An 11842-nucleotide genomic window follows, 5' to 3' on the forward strand; every position below is an offset into this window, starting at 1 on the left:
GACCTTTATCGTTTAAAGGTCTTTTTTATACTGATCACAAAGCTGAATCAATTTATCCCGCATTTCCTGAACCTCTGTTTGTGTATAAACGGTCGCCCCAGAAGCAAGCGGATGACCACCTCCGCGATATTCCTTAGCAAGTTCATTAATGACAGGACCTTTTGAACGAAGTCTAACACGAATTTCATCCTTTTCTTCGATGAACATCAGCCAAGCTTTGAGTCCCTTAGCGTTTTCAACAGAGCTCACTAAATTTGATGCTTGTTTTGCGGTACAATCAAACTTACTTAAAATTTCTTTTGAGATATAGATAGTCGCTGCTCCGTTTTCCTCCAGATCAAAATGCTCAAAAATATAACCGGAAAGACGCATCACGTTTAGCGGTACTTCGTAAAGTTTTTGATAAAGTGCTGACCTATCAAATGAAAACTCAACCAATTTGGCAGCCATTCGAAATGTTTCTTCCGTTGTGCTAGGATATAAAAATCTGCCCGTATCTCCCACAATGCCACCATAAAGCAGACGTGCCGCAGTGCCATTTAAAACGAGTTGATCTGAAAACTCTTCGTAAAAAGCCGTAATCATCTCACTACAAGAAGAAGCTTTCGTATTCACCCAAATTAAATCTCCATAGACATCATCATTCGGATGATGGTCGATTTTAATCAGCTTATCTCCTTGCGTGTAGCGAGCATCATCAATTCGTTCGGTATTTGCAGTGTCACAAACGATCACAAGCGCCCCATGATAAACATCATCTGAAATGGTATCTAACTCGCCTAAAAAGGCGAGCGAAGGTTCGGCTTCACCAACCGAGTAAACGTTTTTATCTGGAAAGCTAGCTCGAATAATGGCGGCGAGCCCCATTTGCGAGCCATACGCATCAGGATCCGGTCGAACATGGCGATGCAGTATCACTGTCTCATAAGCCTCAATAGCCTTTAAAATTTCTTTTTTCATTTTCTTTTCCCCAATCTTATCGTTAGCGCTCCATCATTTGACAAGCAACAATGGCTTTTCCAATTAAAATTCCTTCTAAGTAAAGTTCTACATCCAATTTTCCAGCTTTTCGACCCATTTCAAGCACACGTGGTTTCACCTGTAAAACAGTATCCATCTGAACAGGTTTCAAAAAGTAAAGTGTCACATTTTCGATCGCCACATTCCGTTTTTTCATGGAAAACAGCTTCTGCTGAACAACGTCGCAAATCAGCTGGGTAAAAACGCCATAAGATAGCGTCCCAATGGAATTCGTCATTTGCGGAGTCACTTTAAATTCATAACTCGCCTCGCCAGAATCTTCATTTTTCTCATCTAGTTGTTTCGCGATCGTATCATCAATGGTTTCACCGACTTGTGGTTGCTTTTGAATCATTTGCATGGATTTTAAAATGTCTTGACGACTGACAATCCCAATGAGCGTCAAATCTTCTTTGACAACAGGGATCACTTCAATACTTTCCCAAACCATCATGTGCGCAACAGAAGCCACACTCATTTTTGGCCCCACCGTAAGGGGATTTCTCGTCATCGCTCGTTCAATTGAAACCGATGGATTTTTATCGATAATGTCTTTATTTGTAATCATGCCCACTAGTCGAAACGCTTTATTGACAACAGGAAAGCGACTATGGCCTGTTTTTTCTTGAAGGACATGCCAGTCTTCTATTTTTTCAGTTGTTTCCATGTAAGCCGTTTCATCAAATGGCGTTAAAATGTCTTCTACCATCACCACTTCTTTTTTTATCAATTGGTCATAAATCGCACGGTTGATCATCGTCGCGACCGTAAATGTGTCATATGAAGTAGAGATAATAGGCAATTCCTTTTCATCAGCCAATCGTTTTACATGATCGCTTGTATCAAAGCCTCCTGTAATCAAAACGGCTGCCCCGCGTTTTAAAGCCAGTTCATGTGCTCTGTCTCTGTTTCCAACAATTAAAAGGTTACCAGCATCTGTATAACGTTCCATCGCTTCAATCGTCATCGCGCCGATTACGAATTTATTGAGCGATTTATATAAGCCTTCGCGACCGCCAAGCACTTGCCCATCAATCATATTAACGATTTCCGCAAAAGTCAGTTTTTCGATGCTATCTTTTTGTTTTCGTTCAATTCGTAGTGTTCCCACACGTTTGATAGTGGAAACAAAACCAAGAACTTCGGCATCTTTGATCGCACGATAAGCTGTTCCCTCACTAACAGAAAGGTTTTTCGCAATTTTACGCACGGAAATTTTTTCGCCAACAGCTAGATTTTCGATGTATTTTAAAATTTGTTCATGTTTAGTTGCCAATTGACTCACCTATTTCTTTTATTTTAAACTTCAATACTTTCGCCTACTTCTAGTTTCACGCCCTCAATGCCAGTTGAAAGCGAGGCAACGAACTTATCTGGATCTTGGGCAATCAGCGGAAAAGTATTATAATGCATCGGCACAACTTTCTTCGCTCCTAAAAAGTCAGCCGCTATTTTGGCATCTTCAGGTCCCATTGTGAAATTATCACCGATGGGAAGAAAAGCGAGTTCAAGTGGTTGAAGTTGTCCAATTAATTTCATGTCTGAAAAAAGCCCTGTATCACCTGCATGATAAATATTTTTTCCTTCCGCAGTGAAAACGAAACCGTTTGGTAGCCCGAAGCTCACAACTTGTCCATTTATAACCGTTGCTGAGCCATGAAATGCTGGCGTTAGTTTAACAGAACCAAAATCAAATGCTCGTTTCCCGCCGATATGCATCGCTGCAATATTAGAAATTCCTTGTAAGCTAAAAAAATCAGCTAAGTCAGCATTACAAATAATTTGCGCACCTGATTGTTTTGCAATTTGGATCGTATCTCCTACGTGATCATCATGACCGTGTGTGACCGCAATATAATCTGGCATTTCTTCTTCGACTGAGAGATCACATTTTTCATTTCCCGAAATAAATGGATCAACTAAAATCGTTTTCCCACCCGTTTGAATTTTAATACACGATTGACCATGAAATGATAGTTTCATCAAAAAAACATCCTTTCCTCTAATACTGTTTTAATACATCAACACAGAAAGTGATAAAATATTGATTTATTGGGAAACAAACTGTACTACTTCAATTTTATCTGTATTAGTACTGAAAAGCAACTGTTTCGAAAAAACAAAACGATGTTAGGAATCTTGGAATCATGATATGATGAAAATGAAAACCAGAGTGAAAGAAGGAAATGAGCATGGTAAAAAAATTAAACGAGTTAAAAGAATGGTTGAACCTGCAAGGTGCGGAAGTTGCGTTTTTAACAGATCCAGAGAACATCGCCTATTTAACTGGCTATCATAGTGATCCGCATGAACGCGTACTTGGGCTAGCTCTTTTCAGCGAACACGATCCGTTTTTATTCACACCTGCGCTAGAAGTTCAAGATGCACGAGAAAGCGACTTTAATTACGATGTTTATGGCTATCAAGACACTGAAAATCCTTTTGAAATTATCGCTCGTGAAATCAAGAATCGTGTTTCAAGTCCGGCACGTATCGCCATTGAAAAGTCACATATGAGTGTTGAACGTTTCGAACAATTTTCAAGTCAGTTTGAAGCAGCCAGTTATTTATCAATTGAAAACAAATTACAAATGTTGCGCTTGATTAAAACGCCTGAAGAGCTCAAAATCTTGAAGGAAGCTGCTCTCCTTGCCGATGAAGCCGTGAAAATCGGTATTGCAGAAATTGCTGAAGGCAAATCAGAATCAGAAATCGTTGCGAAAATCGAATACGAGATGAAGAAAAAAGGCGTCAGCAAAATGAGTTTTGACACCATGGTTTTAACAGGAACAAATGGTGCCCTCCCCCATGGAACGCCTGGTGCTACTAAAATCAAAAAAGGCGATCTAGTTCTCTTTGATTTAGGCGTCGTTCACAAAGGCTATTCTTCAGATACAACAAGAACTGTTGCTTATGGCGAGATTTCAGATGAACAAAAACGAATTTATCAAACAGTACTTGAAGCCCAATTAGCCGCAATTGATCAAGTCAAAGCGGGAGTTCCTGCAAAAGAAATCGACCTGGCGGCCCGTAATGTCATTCGAAAAGCTGGATATGGAGACTATTTCCCACATCGCTTAGGACATGGTTTAGGTGCAAGTGTGCATGAATTTCCTTCTATTACCGAAACGAATGAAATGCCACTTGCAGAAAACATGGTCTTCACGATTGAACCTGGAATCTATGTTCCAGGAGTTGCTGGTGTCCGTATTGAAGATGACATCGTTGTGACAAGTCAAGGCTATGACATTTTAACAGAATTTACAAAAGATCTATTATATGTTTAAACAAAAAGGACTCCCGCTAATTGCAGGAGTCCTTTTTCATTCATTATTTAGTTGGTGCATTCATGAGTGCACTCAGTTCTTTATATTCATACCCCAAGTCTTTCGCAACAGCTTGATAAGTAACATTCCCCTCAAATGTATTTACCCCTTTATACAGATGAAAATCATTTGTTACTGCTTTAATTAATCCTTCATTCGCTAATTTTAGTCCATAACGAAGTGTTGCATTAGTTAGTGCCATAGTTGATGTACGTGGAACTGCGCCTGGCATATTCGCAACCGCATAGTGAACCACACCAAATTTTTCATAAGTCGGATTATCGTGCGTTGTCACGTGATCGGAGGTTTCAAAGATTCCTCCTTGGTCGATCGCAATATCAACAAGAACTGCACCTGGTTTCATTTGTTGAACCATGTGTTCTTTTACAAGTTTTGGTGCTTTAGCGCCAGGAATCAAAACCGCTCCAATCACTAGATCAGATTCTCTAACACACTTTTCTATATTAAAATCATTACTCATCAATGTTGTGACATCAGTACCAAAAATATCATCAAGTTCACGTAAACGATGTAAGTTTAAATCTAAAATGGTTACTCTAGCACCCAATCCGATCGCAATTTTTGCCGCATTTGTACCAGCGACCCCGCCACCGATAATCGTCACATTACTCCGTTCAACTCCCGGTACGCCACTCAGAAGAACCCCCATTCCTCCGTTTGTCTTTTGTAAAAATTGCGCTCCGATTTGTGTTGCCATGCGCCCAGCAACTTCACTCATTGGCGTAAGCAAAGGAAGCGAGTGATCATCCAATTCAACTGTTTCGTAAGCAACTGTATTTACTTTATTTTTCACTAGCGCTTCCGTTAATTCAGGTTCATTTGCTAAATGCAGATACGTGAAAAGAAGCAATCCCTCACGAAAATACTGATATTCAGAAGCAATCGGTTCTTTTACTTTTACAACCATTTCAGCTGCCCAAGCTTCTTTGGCCGTATCAACGATTTGCGCCCCTGCCTCTTTGTAATCTGCATCATGAAAATTCGAGCCCTCACCTGCTCCCTTTTCAACCATGACTGTATGTCCAGCATTCACATATGAAAGAACACTGGCTGGAGTCATTGCCACACGATTCTCATTGTTTTTAATTTCTTTTGGTACACCGATAATCATGAAAAACCTCTCCTTTTGTGGGTACTTAGACCCGTAGTTAACCGCTTACATTTGTATATTAACACAAAATACCCAAATTTCACAAACATATTGGGTTGCTTGCTCTAACTTTTTAGAAAGAAATATTTTTAGTTCCTAAAAAAGCCGTAATTCTGCTATTTTTTAAATTTTTCTAGTTTTTTATGGTTGTTTCACTAAAAAAGGGGTAAAATATAAGTATTCAATAGATATTTTTGGGAGGGATTTTTATGTTACAACAGTATAAACGTATTCTTGTAGCTGTTGACGGTTCAAAAGAAGCAGAGCAGGCATTTAAAAAAGCCATTCAAGTTGCAAAAAGAAATGACGGAGCGCTTGGTTTAGTCCATGTTATCGATACACGTGCTTTTTCTTCTGTAGCCAATTATGATACAAGTATGGCAGACAAAGCAACGGAATATGCAGATGAACTTTTGAATGGTTACAAAGAGGATGCTATGAAAGATGGCGTTTCTAAAGTTGAAACTTATATTGAATATGGTTCTCCGAAAACAGCAATCACAAAAGAAGCAGCTAATGCATTCCAAGCAGACTTGATCATGTGTGGAGCCACTGGTTTAAACGCTGTTGAACGTTTACTTATCGGAAGTGTTTCAGAATACGTTATTCGCCACTCCCCTTGCGATGTGTTAGTTGTTCGGAATGAAGAACCAGAATACAACTAATAATCATACTTACAATCGAACAAATAAAAAACGAAGCTTTAAGGCTTCGTTTTTTATTTGTTCAATTCTTCTATTTTATGATAACCTTGTTGCCCAAATGGCTGTAACTTTTCAAGCCATTTCTTCTTTAATTGTTTAAGCTCAAATTTCATATCTGTCACATCTGTATTGGGCTTTTCAAATAACACTTGATAGTTAAAATGCTCTTTTCCAAACGCATTCCACTCTTCTTGAAGCTGCTTATTTGGATGGCGATTAGAATCTAGGGACATCACATAATATGACCAACGGTTTTTAAGATTTGGAACTGTATCAATAAATATTTTCCCATTTTGGTCATTTTTTAGTTGTATTACTCCATAATAAGTCTTCATTTCTTTATATTGTTGTTGCAATTCTTTTTTTCTCTTAGCATCCATACTTTTTCTCCTCTATCCTTAAGTAGGCAAGAAACTTTAAGATTCCTCTAACCAATATTGTTTGCCATCTGGCGTTCTGCTAATAAACCCGTAATCAAATAAATAGCGTCGTAAGGTGGCTGGGTCAAAATAAATGCGATTTAGTAATTGCGTGATTTCTTTTTCAGAATAAATTTTGTGTGGCGTGAGTTCTTCCTTGATACGGTTTAAAATAATAATGATTTTCTTTTGCTTCTTAGGCCAACGTTGCAAGACTAATCCTTCGTTAAAGTCAAAATAAGTCTTTAATGTTTTTGCAGATTCTTCCTCTGTGATCATAAACCGATCATCTAAGTTTCGGGCCTTACTAGGAATAAGAAAAAATGAACTTTTCTCTTCTTCCATTCCAAATGTATTCTCATATTGAGCAAGGTAGAGTTTGGCTTGTTTGGCTTTTTCACGAAAAGTATATTTTTGATGTCGAACAGTTGAAGCCGAAAGACCGAATTCAGTTGCAATCTGAATATCTTTTTTCCCGCTCTTAAAAGCTTGAAGCAATCTTTTTTGCTTTTCTGTCAATGTATTATATTTGCCAGGTTCTTCTCTAAGCATCCGAGCATTTCCTCCGTGAACCTCCAAAATGTGTTCTATCATCGCTTGCTCAGCTTCATAAAACTTGCCAGAAAAGGAATAAATTTGGCCTTCTTTGAATTTTTCTTCGCAATAATTACAAATCAGTTGATTCTTTTGATGATAGAAGCCTTGTTTCACTTCAGAATACGTTCGCTTATTCAAGTCCATATCAACACCTCGATCCCAAATAAGTTTATCATATCTATAAACAAAAGTAAAATTTATTTATATAAAAATTAAACAAAAAAAGCTTCCCAATGGGGAAGCTTTTTGTTATCAAGAACGTTCTTTTTTAATTCGCTCTACATCACGAGCAATCATTAATTCTTCATTAGTTGGAATTACGATAACTTTTACTGGCGAATGTGGGTAGTTGAGGAACGCTTCCTCACCGTGAACTTGATTCAAAGCTGGATCCCAGTAAATCCCCATGAATTCAAGGCCATGTAAAACTTTTTCACGAATGAACGAGCTGTTTTCGCCAATTCCCGCTGTGAATACAACTGCATCAACACCATTCATACGTGCCGCATAAGAACCGATATATTTATGAATACGATCGACAAAGACTTCGAGTGCTAAGTCCGCACGTTCATTTCCCTTTGAAGCAGCTTCTTCTAAGTCTCGCAAGTCACTTGAAATACCAGAGACACCAAGCATCCCAGATTCCTTATTTAAGACATCAAGTACTTGTTCAGCAGTTTTCCCAGTTTTTTCCATGATAAACGGAATCAAAGCTGGGTCGATATTCCCAGAACGAGTTCCCATCGAAACACCCGCAAGCGGTGTGAAACCCATTGACGTATCCGTCGATTTCCCATTTTGAATGGCTGCAATACTTGCTCCGTTCCCTAAATGACAAGTAATGAGTCGAAGTTCTTCGACTGGACGACCAAGTAGTTCTGCAGCACGTTCAGAAACATATTTATGACTTGTCCCGTGAAAACCATATTTTCGAATTCCATAATCTTCGTAATAGCTATATGGCAAACTGTATAGATAGCTTGATGGTGGCATTGTTTGATGGAAAGCCGTATCGAAAACAGCAACCGAAACAATATTTGGTAAAATTTTCTTAAAAGCTTTAATTCCTGTTGCATTCGCTGGATTATGCAGTGGTGCAAGTTCAGAAAGTGCTTCAATATCTTGGATGACTTGATCATCAATATAAACGGATTCAGGGAATTTTTCACCGCCATGTACAACTCGGTGTCCAACACCTGTAATTTCATCATAAGACTGAATAATATTGTGCGAAATTAATTTATCAAGCAGCATGTTAACAGCCACTTCATGATCTGGAATATCTGTTGTTTCCGTAATTTTTTCTCCGTCTACTGTAATCGTGAAGATCGAATCTTTAAGACCAATTCGCTCTACGATTCCTTTTGTGATGACTTCCTCACTTGGCATATCATAAAGTTGAAACTTCAGAGAAGAACTCCCTGCATTAATTGCGATTGTTTTTTCCATTGTACTTTTCTCAATTCCCTTCTTGTTTGTTCTCTTGAAACCAATTTTCAATTTGCGCCAAAATTGGCGCTGTCGAGCGTGGGTCAGAAAGTGATGTCAAATTAGCTAGTAACACTTCCTTAGGTGCACGCACACCTTCCCCAGCTTTTCGCAAAATCAAGATGCTTTTTCGTGCCTTTTCAGTTTGAAATAGACTTTCAGGTAATTTGATGATTCCTTCTAGAAAACCTTGTTTCTTTATAAAGCGGTCTAGCTTGGCAAAATCATCTGTTGCAAACATATTTTCCGGAACTATGAAAAACAGATAGCCACCTGGCTTTGCATAGCGTAAGCCTTGTTCGATGAATAAAAAGTGAGCAAAAGAATGGCCGCTTTCTCGCTTTAATTCAAAGGCTTCCGCTCGCTCGTCATTTGGGTAATACCCGACCGGCAAATCGCTTATAACCGCATCAACCGGGTCAACGAGCAGATTTGCAAGTCCATCTTGATGCAGTAGCGTCATATCAACCTTTTCCAAATCCGAACCAACAAACGCAAGCGAAATCAGTAAATCATCCACTTCCACACCCGTTGCTGTGATTTCGGCATCGTGACGGAGTTTAAGTTGATTAATGACTGTTGTAAGTAAGTTGCCAGTGCCTACAGCGGGATCCAATAATGCAATTTTTTTCTGCCCTTCCAGTGCCTTTTCTACTAAATAAGCCAAAATAAAGCCGATTGAGTCGGGCGTCATTTGATGATTCATCTGGATACCGTGTTTCATGCCCTTTAATAGTGCAAGCTGAAAACCCTTTCGAATTTCCTCAGAAGAAAAATCTTCGAGATTGAGTGAATGGTATTTCTCAGCTAAACTTGCTACTTGTTTCTCTGTCAATCCATCTTGTTGTAATACTTCATTTTGGAAAAGATTTTCACTCGTTTCATAAACAGCTTCTAAATAACTCATTTCAAGAGCATTTTGTAGAATGATCGCTGTTTCATCAAGAACTTGAAAAACTTTTGTGGTTGTTTCGTTAGCCAAAGCAAACACCTCGAATTTTCATCATTTAAACACCAAAGTTATTATAACGTATTTCTAAGGACCATGAAAGCTTTTTCTTAAAAAAACGCCTCTTTTATAGTACAGATTATTTTTAAAAATAATACAGAAAAAAACTTCCCGTTAAACACGAGAAGCTTTTTCTCTATCATCATGCTTGTTTAGCAGCTGCAATAGCTTTTTCATAATCAGGATGATTCGTTCCCTCACTCACATATTCTACGTAAACAATTTTACCTGCAGCGTCCACGACAAACACAGAGCGTGCAAGCAACCTCAATTCTTCCATAACCACACCGTAAGCTTTCCCAAAAGAAAGATCTTTATGGTCAGAAAGTGTGATTACGTGGTCAAGACCAGAAGCTGCACACCAATTTTTTTGTGCGAAAGGTAAATCTACTGAGATAGTTAAAACTACCGTATTCACTAAACTCCCGGCTTCTTCATTAAACCGACGTGTTTGTGCCGAACAAACGCTTGTATCAATCGAAGGAACAACACTCAAAATGCGTACCTTGCCATCGTAATCATGCAGAGAAACGGGCTTAAGATCGTTATTTAAAACCGTAAAATCCGGTGCCTGATTTCCAACTTTTTGTTCCGTCCCAAGAAGCGTCATTTTTTCACCTTTAAAAGTAACATTAGCCATGCTGTCTCCTCCTCCAAATTCTTTCCTAGTTCCATTGTAGAAAAAAATAACTATGAAAGCGAACAATCTGCCTCAATAATGTGAAAGGTAAATTTATAAAAAGCATGTTAAAATAAAAAAAGAAACGCTTTCTACAAAGGAGGACTCTAAAATGTCTAATCAAATTTTCCACTTTTCATATCGTAAAACCGAAGAACTTCATCAAATTGCTAAAGATTTAAAAAAACTTGCAGTAGATTATGGTTACAAGCTTACGGAAGATTATACAAAAGCTACTGTCATCATTAGTATCGGTGGAGATGGTGCATTTTTGAAATCCGTTCGCGAAACACATTTTCGTCAAGACTGTTTATATGCTGGAATCGCCTTAACGGAACAGCTTGGACAATATTGTGACTTTCACATTCATCAGCTCGAAGAAATTATGAAAGCTGCATCGGACGAGCGTTGGCTAGTTAGACGTTACCCAACTATTCATGGCACGGTCAACAATACGAAAGCTTTTTATGTCCTCAACGAATTTAATATCCGTTCTTCGATTATTCGGACACTCACGATGGATATTTTTATTAATGAGCGACATTTTGAAACTTTCAGAGGAGATGGTATGGTGATTGCAACTCCAACTGGAAGTACTGCCTATAATAAGTCCGTTAACGGTGCGATCATTGATCCACTTCTTCCTTCTATGCAAGTTAGCGAACTAGCTTCTTTAAACAATAACCGATTCCGAACGCTTGGATCTTCTTTTGTTTTGAGCCCCAAGCGTAAACTGCATATTAAAATTGGTTCTGATGAGAACAATGAATTCCCACTCATTGGAATGGATAGCGAAGCACTTAGCATCCAGCACGTCCATGACATTCATCTCGAAGTGGGTGACCGGTTCATCAATATCATTAAATTACCTGATAACTCCTTCTGGGATAAAGTCAAACGAAATTTTCTTTAAATAAAAAACTCGAAGCCCTTTAATTGCGGTTTCGAGTTTTTTATTTAGGCAAGAACCTAAGCTATTATTTTTTTCGGATTTTGAAAATGATCCATTTGCTGAATACATAATTCAAAACAAGTACAATCACATTCACCCAGATTTTCGACCAAGTTTCATTTACGTTTAGCATACTAATAAAGACTACCATCATCAGCATATCAACTAAATACGTTAAAAATCGGAAGCCGAAAAAAGAAGTAGCTTCTCGAAGTTTATCTTTCCAAGATGGCGTATAGCTCTCGAATACATATTTTTTATTTGACAGATATGCAAACAACACGGATAAAATCCAAGCGATTGTATTGGCAATTCGGTAGTCCCAATTTAGGAAGGACGCAAAAAACCAAAAGCTCACAATATTGATCAGCGTTGTGATTCCCCCCATTACAAGGTACATCATAACGCTGTGTACATTTTCCGTATACCAAGGAATCGTATTAATTAACCACTGCTTTAATTTTTCCATTCTCGTCT

The 11842-nt window shown here is 38.4% G+C and carries 13 protein-coding genes; 3 read left to right on the forward strand and 10 right to left on the reverse strand.

Features of this window, described 5'->3' with window-relative positions; translation table 11 throughout:
- Nucleotides 1-12: 12 nt before the first annotated feature.
- Genes UR08_RS04455 through UR08_RS04465 form a run of 3 tightly spaced genes read right to left on the reverse strand, consistent with a single transcriptional unit; the run spans nucleotide 13 to nucleotide 3003 of the window.
- Nucleotides 13-960, reverse strand: a complete 948-nt coding sequence (locus tag UR08_RS04455; RefSeq protein WP_115752444.1) for a DHH family phosphoesterase — start codon at nucleotides 958-960, stop codon at nucleotides 13-15.
- Between the two features lie 22 nt (nucleotides 961-982).
- Entirely contained in the window at nucleotides 983-2296 is a 1314-nt protein-coding gene (ytoI, locus tag UR08_RS04460) for a CBS-HotDog domain-containing transcription factor YtoI (RefSeq protein ID WP_115752445.1), read from the reverse strand.
- Between the two features lie 23 nt (nucleotides 2297-2319).
- Nucleotides 2320-3003 carry a metal-dependent hydrolase gene (locus UR08_RS04465; RefSeq protein ID WP_115752446.1) on the reverse strand — a complete coding sequence of 228 codons (684 nt, stop codon included), beginning with the start codon at nucleotides 3001-3003 and terminating at the stop codon, nucleotides 2320-2322.
- Nucleotides 3004-3212: 209 nt separating this feature from the next.
- On the opposite strand from UR08_RS04465, the gene UR08_RS04470 reads away from it, so the two are divergent.
- Complete coding sequence (locus UR08_RS04470) at nucleotides 3213-4307, forward strand: M24 family metallopeptidase (protein WP_115752447.1); 1095 nt, start codon at nucleotides 3213-3215, stop codon at nucleotides 4305-4307.
- A gap of 43 nt (nucleotides 4308-4350) precedes the next feature.
- On the opposite strand, the gene ald is transcribed toward UR08_RS04470, so the two are convergent.
- On the reverse strand, nucleotides 4351-5478 hold the full coding sequence (gene ald / locus UR08_RS04475) for an alanine dehydrogenase (protein ID WP_115752448.1): 1128 nt from the start codon (nucleotides 5476-5478) through the stop codon (nucleotides 4351-4353).
- Between the two features lie 248 nt (nucleotides 5479-5726).
- Between ald and UR08_RS04480 the strand changes: the two genes are divergently transcribed.
- Complete coding sequence (locus UR08_RS04480; RefSeq protein ID WP_115752449.1) at nucleotides 5727-6182, forward strand: universal stress protein; 456 nt, start codon at nucleotides 5727-5729, stop codon at nucleotides 6180-6182.
- A 53-nt stretch (nucleotides 6183-6235) separates the two neighbouring features.
- Here the strand turns inward: UR08_RS04480 and UR08_RS04485 are convergent, their stop codons facing one another.
- The 5 genes from UR08_RS04485 to tpx form a co-directional block, all read right to left on the reverse strand.
- Nucleotides 6236-6601, reverse strand: coding sequence for a GIY-YIG nuclease family protein (locus tag UR08_RS04485; protein ID WP_115752450.1), 366 nt, complete (start codon nucleotides 6599-6601; stop codon nucleotides 6236-6238).
- A gap of 36 nt (nucleotides 6602-6637) precedes the next feature.
- Nucleotides 6638-7375: a DUF2087 domain-containing protein gene (locus UR08_RS04490; RefSeq protein WP_165849944.1), complete on the reverse strand. Its 738-nt coding sequence runs from the start codon at nucleotides 7373-7375 to the stop codon at nucleotides 6638-6640.
- A gap of 114 nt (nucleotides 7376-7489) precedes the next feature.
- Nucleotides 7490-8686 (reverse strand): acetate kinase, encoded by a 1197-nt coding sequence (locus UR08_RS04495; RefSeq protein WP_115752452.1) that lies wholly within the window; start codon nucleotides 8684-8686, stop codon nucleotides 7490-7492.
- 10 nt (nucleotides 8687-8696) lie between these two features.
- A complete protein-coding gene (locus UR08_RS04500; protein WP_115752453.1) occupies nucleotides 8697-9707 on the reverse strand; it encodes a class I SAM-dependent methyltransferase in 1011 nt (336 codons plus the stop codon).
- 169 nt (nucleotides 9708-9876) lie between these two features.
- Nucleotides 9877-10374, reverse strand: coding sequence for a thiol peroxidase (gene tpx / locus UR08_RS04505; RefSeq protein WP_115752454.1), 498 nt, complete (start codon nucleotides 10372-10374; stop codon nucleotides 9877-9879).
- Nucleotides 10375-10525: 151 nt separating this feature from the next.
- Between tpx and UR08_RS04510 the strand changes: the two genes are divergently transcribed.
- On the forward strand, nucleotides 10526-11326 hold the full coding sequence (locus tag UR08_RS04510; RefSeq protein ID WP_115752455.1) for an NAD kinase: 801 nt from the start codon (nucleotides 10526-10528) through the stop codon (nucleotides 11324-11326).
- A gap of 64 nt (nucleotides 11327-11390) precedes the next feature.
- Here the strand turns inward: UR08_RS04510 and UR08_RS04515 are convergent, their stop codons facing one another.
- Nucleotides 11391-11834, reverse strand: a complete 444-nt coding sequence (locus UR08_RS04515; protein WP_115752456.1) for a GtrA family protein — start codon at nucleotides 11832-11834, stop codon at nucleotides 11391-11393.
- Nucleotides 11835-11842 lie beyond the last annotated feature (8 nt).

Source organism: Listeria kieliensis, assembly GCF_003369925.1.
In the GTDB taxonomy this organism is placed as follows: Bacteria; Bacillota; Bacilli; order Lactobacillales; family Listeriaceae; genus Listeria; species Listeria kieliensis_A.

Bases quoted from the DNA above. Each gene is read 5' to 3' on its own strand.
- UR08_RS04515 (WP_115752456.1), bottom strand. From the start codon at position 11,834: ATGGAAAAATTAAAGCAGTGGTTAATTAATACGATTCCTTGGTATACG.
- UR08_RS04455 (WP_115752444.1), bottom strand. From the start codon at position 960: ATGAAAAAAGAAATTTTAAAGGCTATTGAGGCTTATGAGACAGTGATA.
- ald (WP_115752448.1), bottom strand. From the start codon at position 5,478: ATGATTATCGGTGTACCAAAAGAAATTAAAAACAATGAGAATCGTGTG.
- UR08_RS04510 (WP_115752455.1), top strand. From the start codon at position 10,526: ATGTCTAATCAAATTTTCCACTTTTCATATCGTAAAACCGAAGAACTT.
- tpx (WP_115752454.1), bottom strand. From the start codon at position 10,374: ATGGCTAATGTTACTTTTAAAGGTGAAAAAATGACGCTTCTTGGGACG.
- UR08_RS04485 (WP_115752450.1), bottom strand. From the start codon at position 6,601: ATGGATGCTAAGAGAAAAAAAGAATTGCAACAACAATATAAAGAAATG.
- UR08_RS04470 (WP_115752447.1), top strand. From the start codon at position 3,213: ATGGTAAAAAAATTAAACGAGTTAAAAGAATGGTTGAACCTGCAAGGT.
- UR08_RS04480 (WP_115752449.1), top strand. From the start codon at position 5,727: ATGTTACAACAGTATAAACGTATTCTTGTAGCTGTTGACGGTTCAAAA.
- UR08_RS04495 (WP_115752452.1), bottom strand. From the start codon at position 8,686: ATGGAAAAAACAATCGCAATTAATGCAGGGAGTTCTTCTCTGAAGTTT.
- UR08_RS04465 (WP_115752446.1), bottom strand. From the start codon at position 3,003: ATGAAACTATCATTTCATGGTCAATCGTGTATTAAAATTCAAACGGGT.